The organism is Pseudomonas sp. NPDC086251 (assembly GCF_044746405.1).
Taxonomy (GTDB): domain Bacteria; phylum Pseudomonadota; class Gammaproteobacteria; order Pseudomonadales; family Pseudomonadaceae; genus Aquipseudomonas.
The window spans coordinates 1-18788 of the sequence record NZ_JBIVBY010000005.1; the positions used below are offsets into that span (position 1 = coordinate 1).

Annotated in this window: 11 protein-coding genes and 1 pseudogene; all 12 read left to right on the forward strand. The window is 54.8% G+C overall.

Annotated features, from left to right (window positions below; translation table 11 throughout):
• Positions 1 to 13: 13 nt before the first annotated feature.
• The 12 genes and pseudogenes from ACIPL2_RS08260 (at position 14) to ACIPL2_RS08315 (ending at position 18757) form a co-directional block, all read left to right on the forward strand.
• On the forward strand, positions 14 to 3115 hold the full coding sequence (locus tag ACIPL2_RS08260; RefSeq protein ID WP_401354820.1) for a C80 family cysteine peptidase: 3102 nt from the start codon (positions 14 to 16) through the stop codon (positions 3113 to 3115).
• A 595-nt stretch (positions 3116 to 3710) separates the two neighbouring features.
• Positions 3711 to 3821: pseudogene (locus ACIPL2_RS08265) on the forward strand (phage protein GemA/Gp16 family protein); the annotation flags it as partial.
• Positions 3822 to 4215: 394 nt separating this feature from the next.
• The gene (locus tag ACIPL2_RS08270; protein ID WP_401354822.1) at positions 4216 to 6570 is read left to right on the forward strand and encodes a multiheme c-type cytochrome; all 2355 of its coding nucleotides are present in this window, start codon (positions 4216 to 4218) and stop codon (positions 6568 to 6570) included.
• Between the two features lie 1529 nt (positions 6571 to 8099).
• On the forward strand, positions 8100 to 10016 hold the full coding sequence (locus ACIPL2_RS08275) for a hypothetical protein (RefSeq protein WP_401354824.1): 1917 nt from the start codon (positions 8100 to 8102) through the stop codon (positions 10014 to 10016).
• 1346 nt (positions 10017 to 11362) lie between these two features.
• Positions 11363 to 11656: a hypothetical protein gene (locus ACIPL2_RS08280; RefSeq protein ID WP_401354827.1), complete on the forward strand. Its 294-nt coding sequence runs from the start codon at positions 11363 to 11365 to the stop codon at positions 11654 to 11656.
• Positions 11657 to 11693: 37 nt separating this feature from the next.
• On the forward strand, positions 11694 to 12743 hold the full coding sequence (locus tag ACIPL2_RS08285) for an inverse autotransporter beta domain-containing protein (RefSeq protein WP_401354829.1): 1050 nt from the start codon (positions 11694 to 11696) through the stop codon (positions 12741 to 12743).
• Between the two features lie 276 nt (positions 12744 to 13019).
• Positions 13020 to 13286, forward strand: a complete 267-nt coding sequence (locus ACIPL2_RS08290; RefSeq protein ID WP_401354832.1) for an Ig-like domain-containing protein — start codon at positions 13020 to 13022, stop codon at positions 13284 to 13286.
• Between the two features lie 51 nt (positions 13287 to 13337).
• Positions 13338 to 14171: a hypothetical protein gene (locus ACIPL2_RS08295; protein WP_401354834.1), complete on the forward strand. Its 834-nt coding sequence runs from the start codon at positions 13338 to 13340 to the stop codon at positions 14169 to 14171.
• 671 nt (positions 14172 to 14842) lie between these two features.
• A complete protein-coding gene (locus tag ACIPL2_RS08300) occupies positions 14843 to 15193 on the forward strand; it encodes a YgiW/YdeI family stress tolerance OB fold protein (protein ID WP_401354836.1) in 351 nt (116 codons plus the stop codon).
• Between the two features lie 29 nt (positions 15194 to 15222).
• Positions 15223 to 15441, forward strand: coding sequence for a hypothetical protein (locus ACIPL2_RS08305; protein ID WP_401354838.1), 219 nt, complete (start codon positions 15223 to 15225; stop codon positions 15439 to 15441).
• A gap of 358 nt (positions 15442 to 15799) precedes the next feature.
• Positions 15800 to 16570, forward strand: coding sequence for a hypothetical protein (locus ACIPL2_RS08310; protein WP_401354840.1), 771 nt, complete (start codon positions 15800 to 15802; stop codon positions 16568 to 16570).
• Between the two features lie 1527 nt (positions 16571 to 18097).
• On the forward strand, positions 18098 to 18757 hold the full coding sequence (locus ACIPL2_RS08315) for a DUF1906 domain-containing protein (RefSeq protein ID WP_401354842.1): 660 nt from the start codon (positions 18098 to 18100) through the stop codon (positions 18755 to 18757).
• The last annotated feature ends 31 nt before the right edge of the window (positions 18758 to 18788 follow it).

The following is an 18788-nucleotide window of genomic DNA, read 5'->3' on the forward strand; positions in this document are numbered from 1 at the left end:
TCTTAACACCGACATGGATAACCGTCTGGTGGTGACCCAGGACGAGAAGATCGCCGGCAACGACATCAAGCTGGGTATCCCGACCAAGATCCCGAGCAAGTCGGGTTCTGGCGCTAAACCACTCGCACAATCTTCGCCATTAGATCAGACCCAGTCGCCAGCCTTGCCGCCACCGCCCGTTCGGCCACCGGTTCCGCGTCGGGCTCCCACGGCAGCCTTGCCACCGATCGATAACACTGTCGTTGTGCCCAAGCCACCCACGGGGGGCGTCGTATCGGCGCCCAAAGCGCCTGGAACAATGGTTCCCGAAAAAGGTCCAGACTTACGGCCGCCGCAGTCCACACGCCCTCCTATTAATGAGGAGATAGCGGGTACGCCGCCAAAAACCATTACCTTAAAACCCAAGCCGCCAGCGGGGATCCCTGAGGAGGGCCTGGACAACCCGCCCGTCAGTAAACAGGCGTGGACAGTCGCGACGCGAGATGAATATAAACGGCCTACTTCGAGGACCAGCGCTGAACCTAGAGGTGGCGTTTTCACCGTCAACGAAGGATCGAAAGGGTCCACCACGGCTCCTGCCCCCGCGACGCCGGCGAGCGGTAATGACAAGACGGGCAAGTCGATCTACGACAGTCGTCAGGCGTCGGGCTCGGTCAGCCACGATGACTCAGCCGTCATCAACGAACCTGCGGCATCCGCAAGCGGACCAGGCGTCGGTAAAGCCCCTGTGGGCACGGAAGATGTGGTCATCGATTTCGACTCCAAGCCAGCGGCTGCTCCAACGGCCAAACATTTACCACCTCTGTTGGAAGAGGCGCCCCTTGTGGACAACAAGTACGACGCTCGCGTGATTGTAAAGCTGGAGTCGGACCCTGTGACGGACAAGGCAGTACAACGCCTATATGACAAGCATCCCGACAACAGCGTAATTGTCGAACGGAATGCTCAGGGTGAGCACTCATTATTTATCGCTGCTAGCGAGGGTGTTCCTGACTCACCCGTTTGGGACATGAGAACATGGACAAAACTACCTGTTAGTTCTGATGAGATACTCAAGCCATCACTACCTAAAGACAAAGGTCATGCGCTCAAGACGTCCCTGCCAGATGCCAAAGACGAACTAGAGTCGCGCGACCTTTACAAAGGGCCTGGCGACGTGGCAATAGAGGCCCCGAACAAATCTGGTTTAACGCAGGAAAATGGGACGCATCTGATAAAAAAATTCTCAGACTCTCCATTGAAAAGCTATTCCCCTTATCCAGAGGGAGTGACTAAACGAATCACCGACTTCAAATCAAACTCGACGAAACAACCAAAAAAATTACTTTATGTATATCAAGATGGAATAGGGAATGGTGGCGTAGAAAATGCCGACGTTGTTCGCAGTACAAAACGAATAATGATGATGGCTGACAAAGGTCACGACGTGTACTATGCCGGTGTAAAAAGCAATGAAGACATGATAAGCGCTTGGAACGACATCGGGATCAAGACACCATCGCTGGATGAAGTGATTTTTGATACTCATGGTGGTTTGAGTCCTTCGCAGAAATATACCCCGGCCATACAAATGTATCCAAAAAACCAATTTAATTTAACTTCTGTAGATTTGCTTGAAAACAAAACAGTGCCCACGGTTAAGTTTTACGGATGTTTTGGAGGCTTTAAGCACTGTGACAATTTTGCAACAAAAATGCTGACAAAGCTCCCAGGCGTAGATGAGGTTTTTGCATCTGATGGCGTTAGAATTGATAATCATCATGACTATCGATGGAGTAAGGTATATCCAAGCCATGCACTACTTAGTGAAACAAGTGAATTTCACAATATTAAAACGTGGACCAACGAAGGCAAATTGCGCTATAGCCGCACTCCGTCTGGCGATATTACGATTAACTCCGCTCATGACTTCACAGCCAAGCCAAAGTTGCGAGTTAACGCTCCTGAGCCCCTGCCGTCTGCGGGTAGCAAATACGATACGCGAGTCATCGTGAAGTTGGAGTCGGATCCGGTCACTGATCGGGCAGCACAACGTATTCATGATAAGCATCCGAGCAACAGTGTCATTATCGAGCGAAATGACCAAGGGCAACACATCGTAGTGGCCGGCGACCCCCAGCGCCTCGGAGGCACAACCAAAGTGGAACTGGTGGGGCATGGCGATACCGCTCCCTCCGGCGCCAAATCCCTAGGCGGGCTCGATGCGCACAAACTGGCCAACGAGGTCATGAAGGTCAGTGGAAAGGGAGGCCAAAATGCTGGCCTTGCGGTAGATGTGCGCAAGGTGACTGCGGTCGGTTGTGATACGGGAGTATGTACTGCAGATGGCCCGAGTTTAGTTGCTCGACTAGATGAATCAATCAAAGCGCTGGGAATTAAAACGGCTGGTCCAGTGAAAGGCTATAAAGGTCTGGTCGACGTAACGGAGGATGGTCACAAGAAACCTACGGATGAAGGTGGACTTGGGAAAACCCGGCTTGATGGGACAACTGCGCCGGTTAAAGAAGACATCTATGTCTACCTGGATAAGTTACCTACAACCGGCAGCGCCCCCAGTCCCATGTACGGTAATTTTTCAGGCTTGGTAAGAAAGCCTAGTTTATGGCATCCGAGCGCTGGCCCCGAAGAATTAAAGAAGCTAATGGGGGGCGGTGAATACAGCGGACGCCTCTTTTTGGTCGGGCATGGGCTTTCCGGGCGGGCTGTTATCGAATCTCCGATCGATGAGGATTATAAAATCGTGGGTGGCAAGGGGATGCTTAAAGTACTTGATGAGTCGATGCCCCCAGAATATGTCAAAAAGACCGAGTCGATTTATTGCTTGCAATGCAATTCGTCACTGAAAAAAAAGGGGCAGCCGAGCCTCATTGATAAAATCGCGGACCAACTGACCATTGAACCAGGTAATTGGGACGGGGTTAGCAATGTATATGGAAATAAATTCCTGACCCGCTATCAACCCTCCAGCTTGCTGCTCAATGCGCGAAAGCCGAATGGGGTATGGACGTCCAGGGGTGAAGTCAAAACGTTAGCCGAGTTAAGAGATGCCAAACTCTATGACCAGCGATCTCCGACTAAGCCCGCGGAGCCCACCCCACTGAATCCAGGCGTATAACCTAAACACAATAACTATTTATTTTTTCCGAAAGCCAGGTCTGCCTGGCTTTCGTTTAAATTACACAACCGCGTCATTGTCTCCATAACGCGTTCCTTTCAATCCGGTGGGTGCTTTCTACAGAAGGCGCTGAGCATTTGCCGGTCCGCGCCGTGCACCCTTTCCCATGCCCCCCTCTCCGCAGCGTGAGCGTCTGCCCAACAAGTCTATCTTAATGATCAGTGTCGGTCTGGAACCAGGATATCTACCTCGCAGATACCCCGTGCCGCGCGGATGGTCACAGGATGTAATTGGCCTTAAGTCACTCAACTCCCATGCGAGCCAGCCCTCCTCAAAATAACTTACACAGGCCGCACGGCGCAAAGCCCGTAACGAGTGATCGGGGCAACCACATTCAAGATGGTCAGGGGCGTTGGTACGGTGGCAGACATGGAATGGCCTTCGCCAGACAGGAGGTTTCGAAGAAAGCGCCGAAGCAGATCACTACATGGCCGCTTTGGCTCGCCGTGATACGCCCACCTGTCTGCAGGCCATCAACCCGAGCCCCCTTCCATGAGCCGTCTCGCCAACTCCACATCGCCAATCACCACTCGGCCTGGACGATGAGACCTACCGAGCCGTCCTCACCCGCGTCGCCGGCGAGCGCTCCGCCAAGGACCTATCACCGCGCCAGGTCGTCTCTGTCCTGGAAAAATTTGTCCGGTTAGCCTGAGTGCCAAAGATCGCGCCCAGGGTGTTCGCCGCTTAAGCATCATTCGTCATGAAGCCCTGGTTGACGTCGCCGGTAGAGAAGCCGCCATCATGCCCAAGCGCGGGCGAATGTTCAGTTATACATTCCCCGTTGTGATTCTGCATTGCAGACGGTGCGTGACTTTGAGTCAGCAAATTCAATAGAGTGACGTATGGCCACCCACCGTCTCGATCCAGCCAAAAATTATCAAAGCCTTAGAATTTATCCTGGGAATTCCTACACCGGATAGGCGTGTCATGATCAATAGGTGATTCGCTATCATATTTTTTGACAGTCGCCCGTTGTCCGACAAAGCTGGATCAAACGTGAACGAGCACCTGACGCCAACCATCCGGACTATGAATTCGCAATGCCAAAACATAAGAACAAGATGCCACTGCCGCCCGCTTCGCGCTCGACCTCGACCTCGATCAATCGCTATGTGTTTCCCGTCAGCGTTGGCGTGTTGCTCTTGGCTATCGCGGACATCGGCTGGTTTCTGTACAGCAGCAAACCTGCCAGCGCGACCTATGCGCCAAATACGCCGGTCACCGCGCCTATCAAACCGTCACAGGTAACGATAGCCCCGGCGACGATGGTCGATGAACAGAAATGCCAGGGCTGTCACAGCGAGCAAGTGAAAGACTGGCAAGGCTCGCATCACCAATTGGCGATGCAGGAAGCCAGCGCCGAAACGATGCTCGGTGATTTCACTAACGTCAGCGTCAAAGCCGAGAAAGAAACGATACGGTTTTTTCGCAGAAACGACGAGTTCTGGGTCAATACGCCCGGTCTTGATGGCAAAAACGCTGATTTCAAGGTGGCTTACACCTTCGGTATCGCGCCGTTGCAGCAATATCTGATTGAAGTCGGTAAAGGTCGCTTGCAAGCGCTGGGCGTCGCCTGGGATACCGAGAGGCACCGCTGGTTTCATCTGTATGCTGGCCAGGGAGTGAATTTCAAGAATCCGCTGCACTGGAGCAGACCGAACCAAAATGCCAATTTCATGTGCGTCGAGTGCCACACTACCGGTTACAAACGCAACTTTGATGCGCAAACAAATACTTTTACCAGCCATTGGAACCGCCTGGGTGTCGGCTGTCAGGCGTGCCATGGCCCCGCGTCCAATCACCTGGAATGGACGGCAAAAAAAGGCGACCTGAGGCATGCAGGTTTTGCCGTTGATCTCAGGGACAAAAACGCCACGGTCGAGATCGAGACGTGTGCTCGCTGTCACTCCCGTCGCGCACCACTGGGCGATGGCTTCACCGTCGGCAAACGGCTGATGGATGACTACCTACCCAGTGCCCTCACTCGGGAACTGTACGCGCTGGACGGCAAGATCAATGACGAAGTGTTCGAGCACGGCTCTTTTGCTCAGAGCAAAATGTTCGATAAGGGTGTGCGCTGTAGCAATTGCCACAATCCACACAGCAACGAACTCACGGTGCCTGCCAACGGAGTGTGTTTGCAATGCCACAACACCGCCGGCAAAACCGCGGTCGAAGGTGTCGATGGCAAAGGCCTGCAGGCGAAGCATTACGACGCCATTGAACACACCCGTCACGCAATGGGCCAGCCGGGTTCGCAATGCGTGGATTGCCACATGCCCGGAAAGTTCTACATGGGCAACGACTTCCGCCATGACCACAGCTTCAGCATTCCCAACCCTGAGCGAGCGAAAAGACTCGGCACTCCGGACGCCTGCCTGACCTGTCACCAGGATAAGGCAGGTGACAAAGTCACCGAGCAATTCAAGCTCTGGACCACAGCCACCACCCCTCAAGCGCCACGGTATGACGAAAGCCTGTGGCTGATCCGAAACGGACAGCCCGGCGCGGCACAAGCCTTGTACGAGCAACTGCAACGCAGCAACCTGCCGTCGATTCAGCGTGCCACCTTGCTGGCCGAATTAGCGCTGTACCCCAGCGAACAGGCATTGAAACTGGCGACGCGAGACCTATCCAACCCTGCGCCTCAGGTGCGTGAGAGCGCCGTCCGGGCGATCAGCGCGCTCCTGCCGCCACCGGAACGCGCTCCGCTGTTGGTGCCCTTGCTTAATGATCCGGTCAAGGTTGTGCGGATCGTTGCCGCCCGGGATCTGCTCAACGTCGCTCGCAATGGTCTGGGCAACGCTCAGGCTAACTGGGACGCCGCGATTGCCGAGTATGAAAGCGTGCAAAAAGACCTCGCCGAGCGCGCGGAAGCCAACCTCAACCTCGCCATGCTTTACCAGGCCAGCGGCCGCAGCGGCGAAGTCGAACCGCTGCTGCGCACGGCGCTCAAACATGACCCGGATTTCCACCCGGCCCTGGTGATGCTGGTGCAATGGTTGGAAGCGGGCGGACGGGGCCAGGAAGCTCAGATACTGCTCGCACAAAGTCTGAAAGAGCACCCGGAGGCCGCACTGTTGAAACATACCCAAGGCTTGTCGCTGGTGCGTGCGGGTAAAACGGCGCAGGCCATGCCGGCTCTGCGCAAAGCCGCGCAACTGGAACCCGAGAACGCCCAGTACGGCTACGTCCTTGCCGTGGCGCTCCACGACAGCGGCCAGGGCGAGGCAGCCTGTGTCGAATTGGAAAGGCTGTTGAAGGTGCAGCCCGCCAACCGCGATGCACGGCTGGCTTTGACTCAGTACCTCATCCAAGCCGGTCAGGAATCTAAGGCACAGGTGGTGCTGCAGGACTGGAAGAAAATGAACAAGGATGATCCGTCGCTGAAATGATCCGAAGCGCCAGGCCCTTGGCTCATTGGGGGATTACAAATTAAATTTTCGTTGCGCGTGGGTGTATTCGCTATCGCAAAGTCGCAGCAACCAATAGGCGACCGGTATGACCGACAATGCCCGCAAAGAGTTGAGTTGCAGCAGCATTGAGGACCATCACATCGATCATGAAGCTGATTAAACGGCTGACATGCCCACCACCAAGAAATGAGAATGGTGAAATGTCGGCGTTCAAAGTAGTTGTCGCCCGACGATCACTAAAGCGGAACAAAAACTGCGTGAAGAAGGCGTCAAACTCGGCGCAGCCGCATCATCGTAGTGTATGACCACGCCCAGTCAGCCGCAGCTTACATTAGCGCTCTTCTTTGAAGCCATGACATCGAAACGATTCAGTGGCGCAAGCTCAAAGGCATTGCCATCAACTACTGAAACGCAGTATGTGGTATGACCGTCTAATACACGGGCAGTGTCGTTTTATACCGAGATGAAAAATTCTCTGCGACAAGCCAATGGTACCCGCACTCCGAAAACCAAATATTATGCCATATGCGTAGTGAACAGTGTTTGTCGTATAGTGAGGCAGCGCTTTTGAAACGTCATATCGTCCGATAGCTACGCGCGAAGTGCACGGCCTGGGTAGAGCCATTGAAAGGGATGTCATGATAATGAAGACCAACCTTTGCTGCTCCGCAGTCACGTTCAGTCCACCCATGAAAATTCCATGGTGCGTGTATACTTATAAGAAATTTTTTTACTATAGCGAATACTTCTAAGTAATGTGCGGCGAACATGAAAATCTCCTCTAACCTAGTCTCACCAACAGGACAAATCATTAAACAATGATAGATTGGTAAAACTACTCGGTGCGAGCCAGCAATAAAAAATGAAACGACCACATTGCGAATGCGCGCGACCTCCTTCGTAGCACAATACATTGCTTATCCACTCAACTTAATTTTTTGCATAGATTGGAGTTGGCTATGATGCTCTTCGGCATTATCAGCGCCGCTCCATCGGGGTAACTGGTTTCCATTTCGACTCAGTGAGCTCTTTGGAAACGGCGCAGCAGACAGGCGGAGTCAACGCGGGCACAAGCGCCAGATCCATTGGGTATCCTCCAGGCGTAAGTATTTGGGGCGATCTGGAGGGCATCGAAAGTAATGCAAGCGCCGATAACGTGACCGTGATTGACTGCTGCAATGCCTGGTGCGTCGCGGTGTCCTCGGCCGGTTAATGTTCCGGGATGTATGTAGGAGCGAAGGCCGTTCTCTCGGACCAACAGCTGTACGACCCTTCCTTTCCAGCAGTATTGGAAGTCATGCAGCTCAGTTCCAGCAATACCTACGCGCGGTTATCAAATAATCCAGCCTTTCATAGCCAGTCAATGGCATCGGCATCGATGCTGATCTGGCTCAGACGGATAGCGAGGAAGGGCCGGCACAATGGTAGATACAGGCTGACAGATAACGAGCAAATCAATTCGCCAATTATCTTATTTACCACACACCCAAGAGCAAGGAGTTATTAGTATGGCCTATGAACCTACCCCATGCCTGCAAATTATTGGTCCACCGACCACCCTGACTGGATTAGCGATTTCAGTAACAGCCATCATCGGTAATAAATTAGTTGGGCTGTTGTTTGGTAACAACTGGATTCAAGAAAGTCCTGTTTCATTTTACTCGAATACGCCGCCTTCCGCTGCAGAGCTGAATGATGAGGTTTCTATTTTTTACCTGGGTACCGATGCTCAAGCTACAACGCCAGATATTCGTTACCTAACCTGCACCAATACAAGCAACGGACTCAGTTGGTCGGACGTTCAAATAATGACTGACTGCCAGTCGGTTACGGCGCCCAGCGCGGTTGCATTCAATGAGCAGATCTATGTTTTTTACCAAGGTCTCAACCTTGACGATATTGCGGAGTATAAGCCAGGGGGGCAACTCTATTACAGCTACCCTAACGCGGGGGCCTATTGGCAGGTTGGCGCAGACGGTCTTATGCAAGGAAATCCCAGCGCAGCTGTGCTCGATGGCGAAATCTATGTCTTGTATCAGACAGCATCGGGTTCCTTAGGTTTTGCGAATAGTTCATCAGTGCCCGGCGGGAGCTGGACTACGGGGATCTGGGCCAACATAATTACTGAATCATCACCCGGATCAGTAACCTTCACTGACTCATCCGGTAATGAGTGGCTCTACGTATTTTATCAAAACGATGGCAACTTCCTGAGCTATACCTCGTTGAGCTCCACAGGCGTAACCGCACCTGGCAAACCGATAGCGCCTGAAGGGCAATCGCTTCCGATGTCGTCGACACAGCCTTTTGCCGTGGTTGCCTACGGCAGTATGTACGTTTTCTACGAGCCTCCTATCGGCGGGCTTTGGTATACCAGTTCAACTGATGGAACCACTTGGAGCGTGCCCGTCGGCGTTGCTCCGACGTCGCTCTTTGGTTTTCCCGGCATCGCTACAGATGACAGTCAAATTTACTGCGCCATGAATTCTAATGGTGCCCTTTGGACTACTTCGTTGACTCCAGATAGCAGCGTGTTGGGTACATCAGGGCGAGGAATGACATCGGTGCCGAACATGAACTCTCCCTCTGACTTCCTCGGGATGTCGGCTAGCCCCGCCGCGTTGTATATCAATGATACGTTGATTAGCCTTTATTTGTCAGGGAACGACATGTTCGCCGTTTCGGGCAATGCCACGAATGGCTGGAACGGAAATGTTCTTGTGCTAAATGGCGGGGTCGCCTCGGGCTCCTCGCCGGGCGCTGTCGTGTTCAACGGGTTGCTTTATTGCTTCTATCAAGCCGCTGTAAATAATGAATTGTGGTATACAACTTCCGTGGATACAGGTACCACATGGTCGAATCCGATACAGGTTGACAATGTAGGGCTTTGGGCGGGGCCGTCAGCCGTGGCCAATGGCGAGATCTTGTATGTTTTCCATTCGTCTTCGAAAAACGACGGCGATCTATGGCTCTCAACCATGGACACCGCCGGAAGCTGGACTGCGGATACCAACGTCAGCAGCATCATGGCCCCCGATCAGACCTATACTTCGGATAACTCGCCCGCCGCCTTTGTTTTTGAGGATCAAATCTATGTTGCTTTGGTGCCAAAAAACAACGGCCAGATTGTCGTCGTCCCCTACCCCAACACTGACCCAGCGAGTTCTTATGCCGTGATAAACATTGGGCAAAATCCTGCGACCTCCGTTGGGGTGACTGTTTTCGCCGGAAGGATCTATATCTTCTACGGGGATGGTACCCACCTGTACTACGTGTCCTCTGCGGATCCATTGAACTCCGCCTCTTGGGGCAGCCCGGTGAATGTCTTCTTTCCATCGCCCCCGACCGTGGGGCCTTCGACCGTGCAGTCTATGAGCAACGATGCTTGGGGCTGCGGATTAACGGCCGCGGCAAACGGATTTTAGCGTGCCTGCCATGGTAATACTCTAACGACGGCACAATTGCGCCAAGCGAGACGTTGCGACAAACAGGCTTCGTCCTCAACTAGCCTACACAACCGCCAACTCAGGTTGGCGGTTGACAAACTTCAAGATGGGAAAACTGACATACACACGGACGTCTCTTCGGTTTGAAGATTGAAAACACCATTACTCATCGAAGCACTCAGTGCCAATATGTTAATCCTGAGTTCATGCGGGGTCGAAACTCAGACGAGCGTATAGCGGGTTGAGCGTTGCGCACCTACGCTTGCGGCTCCAGGCCTTGCGTGCACAACCATGCGATCACTGTATGACAGGATTGATCGCTGCATGACCCTATCTCGCCTGTTGCACTTACGTGAGGCGTCCCCTTTGCTGAAATTGCTCCCCCGCCGGGCCAGCCGCATGATCGGCCAACCGCGCGGCCAGCATGTTGAAGGCGATCAACTAACCAACCGACAGTTACCCTTCCATCACCAGGGCCCCCGGAGCCAGAGGGAGGGGACCGTTACCTGTTTCCGGGATGAGAACGGACAATTGCCTGGCACTTGATGCGACTACGGGCAAAGCTGCGAACGACCGCTGGCGGCACAGCGCGTAACAACAACCACTCGCACCTGCTGGCCGGTGATCACTCACCCTCAAATGCCAAACGCCTAATCCACAACAATGGCGCCCTATTGCAAGGCAAAGGGAGCACCTCCGCGTGATACCCTCACTAACGCTAAGGATGCCTGATCAAGGCCAACGATAAGTCGGGATCGAATGACCGTGCCTTAACCATCGATCGGGATCTGCTAACCCTTGGTCACGTCAAGATGGGTATCGGTCGGAGGTGGCGAGCGTTGAGTGTGCGGCCGAGCAAAGTCTTTTCTAAGACTTAAGAATGTTTTGGGTGTCCTGACCTAGGCCATTCACTGCAGAGGTGCTCAGTGCCAAATCGGTGCCAAAGACTCCGCCCCATCACGGTGGTTCTGCCGGCTAACCGCTGCGCGCGCGTCGCGGCGGGCGTCTTAGGCCTTTTCCTTGGCTGTCCTCGCCACTAAGCCGTGCCCTGAGGCCCCGCCCAGGCGCGCCTCAAATGCATTAATAATAATTTTTGATTGGTTTGAAAGTGCCTCCCTTCGCAAGCTCGCGGGCCATTTTCTCGGGTGCCTGTGACGCTGGCCGAAAGGCGCGATCAGTCGCTCGAGCACCGCTTGATAAAAAGAGGTCGTCCTTGAGCACGCGTTCCGAAGGGTCCCGTCACACCGCAAGCGAATCCAACGTTGGTCCCGTCCCCACTAAAACCGGCTTTGCGTGCCGGAACCAAAGCCAGTCGGTTGCGTCGGGTGACCGCTAGTCTGCTGCTGCCCTTATATGATTACGAAGTGCTGGCGGCCCCCTTCGTGATGGCCGCGCCAGCCGAGCAGGCCAGTCGCCTGACGCAGGAGCGGGTGTCGAGCTATCTGCTGTACACCCCGCAAGGCGGCGAGACCCTCGCCGAAGTCGCCCAACGTTTTGGCGTGCCAGAGGCGTCCTTGGCCGACCTGCAGGCGCGGGGCGCGAGCTATGGCTGGTCGGACCGGGTGTGGCTAGTGCCCAAGACCCTGAGCGGCGAGCGCTGCATTACCCGGGGTACGTGATCCGACAGCTCAAACCCGGGGAAAACCTGGCGTTTCGTTGGCCCTGCGCTACAACCGCTCGGAGCGTGAACTGGCGCGCTTCAACGGCCAGCTGATGAGCTCTGCCGCCGTCGCGCGATTGACCACCGGTGATCGCCTGGTGGCGCCTGCGCCGCTGGCCGGCGTCAGCGAGGCTGAAGACCCGGAGCTCGACACTCAGGTCGCGCAAACCTTGAGCGCCACGGCACAAAACCTCGACGCACAGTCCGGTAGAAGCACCGGCGACGCGCTGACGCAGATGGCCGCCAGTCGCGCAGGCAACGCCTTGTCGCAACAAGCCGAAGACCTGCTGGTACACTACGGGCGCGCCAAGATCGGGGTGAGCACCAACACCGAATCCCACGATGTCGACGTGGAGTTCGACTACCTGCACCCGCTGCTGGAACGCCCCGAAGACATCCTGTTCCTGCAGGTAGGTGGGCGCACCTTTGATTCGCGCAGCCTGGGCAACCTGGGCCTGGGGTATCGCCACCAGCTCAATGACAACCTGATGCTCGGCACCAACGCCTTCATCGACCAGGACCTGAGCCGTGATCATACCCGCGCTGGGGTCGGGCTTGAAGCCTGGACCAACGACGTGCGCCTGGCGGCCAACGCCTACGCGCCATTGAGTGACTGGAAACGCTCGGATGAACAGCAACTGAACAGCGACCCCGAGCACTTCGACCTGTACGAGCGGCCTGCCTCGGGCTGGGATGCGCGCGGTGAAATCCTGGTGCCGGGCGTGCCGCAACTGGCCGCCACCCTCAAGTACTTCCAGTGGTCCGGCGACGGCGTCGACGTGTTCGGCGGCGGCGAGCTGGAAAAAGACCCGAACGGTTATGCTGTGGGCCTGCGCTGGCAGTCGATCCCGCTGCTCGGCGTGAATGCCGAACACCAGCAGATCCAAGGCGGCGACAGCCAATGGCAGGTCGGTTTGAGCCTGAACTGGTGCTTCGACCTGAGCCTGTCGTCGCAACTGGACGCGCAACGCGCGATTGCCCTACAACCGCTGGCGTCGGAACGCAAGGACTTTGTCCAGCGTGAGTACAACGTGGTGCTCGACTAAAAGCAAAAGGCAAAACCGCAGACCCTGGCGTTCGCCTTTGGTGCCGCCGAACTGACGCTGCAAGCGCCCCCGCTCGGGGCGCCCAGCGCCTTGACCCGGCCAGCCCCCCCCTGCAAGGGGTCAGCCCCGGGGCGGTGGGGACCTACTGCCTGAGCAGCCCGGCCACCCGTTCGGTAGCGCCGTTCAGCATCGATGCCAACAGCGGCCTGATCACCGTACCCGCCGGGGGCCAGCACTCAGGCCCTGACGGTGACAGCCAGCTAAGCCCTCAATGGCGTGGCCCTGGCCAGTGCCTATTACGCCCTGCAGGTCAACGAAACGCTCGACGCCCAGGCACCCACCGCGCCCACGATGAGCGTCAGCGACCGCAACGCCAACAACCAGCCGGAAGCCTCCGGAACGACCGAAGCCGGTAACACGGTGTTGGTGACCTGGCCGGACAACAGCAGCAGCGTGGTGGCCGACGGCAGCGGGCAGTGGACCGTCGAGGCTTCCACCGTGCAGCCCAGCGGCCATGTGGTGGCAGTCAGCCAGGATGCTTAGGGTAACCGCAGTGCCCCGGACAGTGCGCCGTGGGCCAACGCCGATGCGCCGGTGGCCAGCAATGTGCAGATCAGCGGCGTGCCACAAGTGGGCCAGAGCCTGACCGGCAGTTATACCTACACCGATGGGCAGGACGATGCCGAAGGGGCCAGCCAGCTGCAATGGTTGCGTGACGGCGTGGCCATCGCCGGCGCCAACCAGACCACCTACACCCCGGTGGTCGCCGACGAGGGGCATCAGGTGAGTTTCGCCGTTACCCCGGTGGCGGCGACTGGCAGCGAAGCCGTCGGCATCCGGGTACCGTCCGCCGCGCAGAGCATTGCGCCACAGCCTGGCGACGCGCCCGTGACCGTAGCCCCGACCGGCACCAGCGAGATTCGGGTGGTGGGTCAGACCTTGAACGCCAGCTACCGCTACAGCGATGCCGACGGTGATCTGGAGGGTGCCAGCACGCAACAATGGACACGCAACGGCGTGCCCATCGCCGGCGCAACAAGTGAGACCTACAACCTGGTCGACAGCGACAATCACCAACCCCTGCAGTTCTCGGTGACCCCCGTGGCCCAGACCGGGACACCGAAAAGCGGCGCGCCTGCGACGTCAGCGGTGTTGCAGGTGGTGGGCAATACTGAGGGTTTCCTCACCCCGGACACCACGCTGCGTATCTGGACCGAAGCGGACAGTTTTTGTCGCAACCAAGGCCAGCGTTTGCCGACGGTGGCCGAGCTGCAGCAGCTTTATCTGACTGCAACCACGGCGCCCGCGATTGGCCAAAGCAATGGCAATGCGGGAAACTATGATTTATATAACGTGCATGGATGGCCGATAGCCATGGTTCCGTTTACGTGGTCCTCTGAGCAAGACGTGGCCGTAGATATGATTTGAGGTTTAGGGCAGGACGTACCAGCTGGCTATGATTTGGTGGCTACTACCTGTACTCAATGATCGTCGTTGTCGACGGCTAGGGCCGGCCCCGGGCGGTATGAACACGCTGTCTATATAAAGTGAAAGGTACTTCGAGCGATTCACCGTCAGGGTGAGTCGCCCTTTCAGCCGATCCGCGACGAGTCTGCAGACCGCAGGCTCGTCGATGTTGGGGCCTAATTCAATTCGTGTTCCTTATTCGTCAGCGTAGCTATGGCTCAATAGAAGTTCAGGCTCTCACTGAGCTGCCCTCTCCTTTCCCCAGATTGGCCCTCTAAGCTTTCCCGATTACAACTCGGAGCGTCGGACTAACTGTGGAAACCTTTTAGGAAACCATGGCTCTGGATACTTGCACGGTGCGCACTTTCTGGTGTACCCGCTTGCGCCAAAATAGACGCTGGGTCAACCGTGGGAGTGTGTAATTTGTATAGAGAACAATTCCTGATCCGCAGGGCGTATTGACAGAGTGGCATAAGATAGGCGAACCGCAATACGCGGCACAGTCGTGTTTGAGAATCAATCCCTTTAATTATTAAAAGGAGCGGATGTTAGAAACCGGGCGAGAAATTAAGTAATGGTTAATCTTCATCGACTATTGTCGCGCTTCAATTTTCTAATGTTGGATCTGGTTCATGAAACGCAGTTTGCTTGCCGCTCTGTCTATCACCGTTTTTTCTTCCACTGCTTTTGCCGCAGGTGGCTACACCGGCCCAAGCGCCACCGTACCCATTGTGACTACCGCAGCGGCGAACCAAGCGAGTGATGATACAAGGGTAGTCCTCGAGGGGACTATCGTGAAGCGCCTGAAAAAAGACCAGTTCGAATTCAAGGATTCTACCGGGACTATCACAGTAGAAATCAAGAAAAAGCTTTGGCCAGAAGTGGCGATTTCAGACGTTACAAAAGTTCGGCTGACCGGTGAAATCGATCGTGATTGGTTTGATCGAAAGGTTGACGTCAAACAGATTGAATTGACTAATTAATTTCTTCAGCCACTCTTAGAGCCGACAACATGAACAATCGTAATATTGCCTTTGTATCCCTGCTCATCCTTTTTGGTTGCAATGCCTACGCTTCTGACGGTGCAGAGCGCCTTCAACAACGAATGATGGATAATAATCAGGCCGTTATTGTCAGCCAGCAGAAAGTGGAGGACGAAAATAAAGCGTTGGCTGGCACTCAGTGCCAGGACGATTGCAACAGTACTACGACACTGTCTCGCAAGGGCTGACCGTTTGCCACCAATGGGCTGATGGGCTAGCCCATTGGTGGCATTTACAAAGTGACCGCAAGTATATCGTAGCAACAAGGTAGCCGAACGTTCCACCAGTAATAACCTTCTAGTGTAGCGCCTGGGATGCCCACCTTATGTCCGCTTAACTAGTGCCGACGCTGACAATTTCGATGGGTGCCTTCTGCTGCGCCAATCAACTCAATGTAACTTTACGACGATCGATGCCACAAAATACGTTTTGCTTAAGGAAACGGCGTGGTTGTGAGTTTTTCCAGTATTCACGACCTTAGGGGGCATTCTCAAATCGTCGTGACGCTATACAAGTAGGACGATTACGTAACCCCCGGTAATGAGAATGAATAAATTTCCACAGATAACGCTGATTTTCTGGATCATGAAAATCTGCGCCACGACATTAGGCGAAACGGCCGCAGACCTGCTGTCCATGACGCTGGATCTCGGTTACGCCATGAGTTCGCTGTTACTCATTTATCTGTTCCTGGCCTCCTTATTTGGTCAGATTTCCACTATTCAATATCACCCAGCGCTTTACTGGTTAATGATTCTCTCCACCAGTACGGCAGCCACCACCCTGTCGGATTTTATGGACCGCACGTTGGGCCTCGGTTACGCAATGGGCTCGGCGATTCTAATGGTCTTGCTGCTGGCGATCTTTTCAGCTTGGCACTTGAGTGAGAAATCACTTTCAGTAAGCCGCATAAACACGCTCAGGGGCGAACTTTTTTTTTGGTTTGCGATTTTGTTGTCCAACACGCTAGGCACCACCTTAGGGGACTTCCTGGCGGCCGATTCAGGGTTTGGTTTCATCGGGGGAGCGCTACTGACCGGCGCAGCAATTGCGCTTGTTATAGCGCTACATTACACGACCCGGCTGTCGTCAGTGATGTTGTTCTGGATCGCGTTCTTATTGACCCAGCCTTTTGGTGCCACGCTGGGCGATGTGTTGACGAAGTCGCATGAAAAAGGTGGTTTAGACTTCGGGGCGGTTGGCTCGTCGTTAATCCTGCTCGCGGTGCTACTGGTATTGGTTCTGGTTGCCACGGTACACAGCCGCAAGCCTACTAAACTTTACAGCGAACGACAGAGCTCTGAGAGGTTACGCTGATTTCAGACTCCAGGTCTCCTTCAGTTGCTGGGCTCGGAATCCACTTGTTTGCGGTGTCGTGGGTATCTGAGGCGCCGGAAAAGATGTCGTGTGCCGCTGTGACGTGTGGCGGTGTGCAATGTTTGCAGTTCCATCACGTCACCAAGAGTATGACGTCGCAATCCAATGAAGTCTGGATCCCAGTAACGACTGGCCTCTGGCCGTCACCGGTGGAAAATTAAGGGTTTCCTTACTTTTCCACCCACACCCACCGTTTAATCTATGAGGGCGGGGCAAAGGCCACGCGGCAGCACCCTGAACACTTCATCGTATCTCACGTTAATCACTCACTACGTTGTTGACTTCGCTCAGGGCGCGGCAGCGCCTTTGTAGTGCTTTGGCCAAAAAGGAAAATTTATGTCCACCCTTGCAATGCCTATCGGTGTAATCGTTCTGACGGCTTGGGGAATGTATAGCGCCGTTGCCCTATTTGATTTCATTAAACAAAAGTAGACTGACCAATCGTAATTTCAATCGCATCACCGGTCGCCTCTCTGCCCAGCGGCCCCACCCTGCAGCACACCTCCAGGCAACCTCCCCTACTTCGAGCATGGTCTGACGGAATAAACTTACGCGCTTTACGTCAGAAGCAACCTTAACGACATCCAGGATTGTTACGTACCCCATTGTGTACCAGCGGTTGTTGCCCACCAGTCAGGCACTCGATCGACGGTGTGCTTCGGTAGACAAGCACCAATACCGCGATAACCGAGTGCCCGCCGTGCGGCAACCGGGGTGCGCCCGCGAGAAAGGCTCGCTACCCCAGGAGCGCAATCGGCTGAGGCCTGTTTCGCGACTGACCAGGCGGCTAACAATCCGAGCTCTTCAGGGGGGCCCCTCCCCCGCTCCCTTGTTTGCCACGCTGTTTGCCCGCCTGCGCTACTACCCAAAAGGGTCTTCATTCCAAAGTCCACTGAATGACTAGTGTAAGCCCGGTGCATATCTGAATCACCGGCCTTCGCGGTGCTTAAGGGGGCGCGCGCGCCGACCAACAACGCTCCCTTTCTTGAGCCGCCAACCAGCGCTGGTTTCCGGCAACTCCGCGTTGAGTGAGTCAGCAAATGACAGGCAGCAAGGCGGTGGCAGGAGCGCTGATTCATGACGGCAGTCGATCCCACAAAACCGCGCGAAAGGTTATCTCCGCCCTCGTTAGAGCAGCCAAGGCGCAACTAAACAATATCCATCGCAGTGACAGGCCTATCCCCGCCCCTCCCCTTTTTTGAAGCGTCAGAAAATCGAAAAGACTGGGGCCTCTCAATATAACAAAAGGATTTATTAGATGCTTCCAAACGATATTAACGATTAGTGGCAACCACTATTAAAACCATCTAGGTTAGAGGTTGCAGGAAATTAACAATAAAACCAACGACGAATTGATTGCCTTGGGCGAATAAATAAAAACCGACAACAACACCCTAGATGTCGTCTATGAGTGCGTGTTTAATCTTACTTTTGGCGCGAATTTTATCCATTTACCGGAGTTTGCCAATGTCGCTTCATGGTTCCGTCCGCTCCGCCCCATCGGGTGCAAAGGGCTTCGATTCAGATACCGTACTTTCCTTACAAGTCGCTCAGCAATTCGCCAATCAGCGTTACGACTTTTGCATACGCTATTTATCGCTGGGCGCCGGTCAAGCCCCCGGCGATTTGTCGACGCAAGAAGCGAACAATATTCTCTCCACAGGGCTCGCGCTAATGCCGGTACAACATGTCCGAGCCTCAGGTTGGCAGCCCAACACCGCGTTGGGCCAGGAAGATGGCAGTCATGCCGTCATGAATACACAAGCCATTGGGTTTCCCGCCAAAGTCAATGTTTGGTGTGACTTGGAAGGTGTCAGCGGTGCCGCCACGGTGGATGACGTGGCGAATTACTGCAACGCCTGGTATAGCGCCGTGTCCTCGGCAGGTTATCTCCCCGGACTATACGTAGGAAGTGAGGCGGGGCTCACCAGCCAACAGCTGTATGACCTGTCGTTTCAGCACTATTGGCAATCGTGCAGCACTGTCCCTGTCGTGGCGGTACGAGGTTATCAAATGGTCCAGACTTTTGTGGCCGACCCCGTGAATGGGATCGGCATCGACGATGATCTTACCCAAACCGATAGTGAAGGAGGGCAAGCGCAATGGTTGATCCGCAAGCGTAGTTGATAATGTCCTAATACCTACTTAATAACTTAAT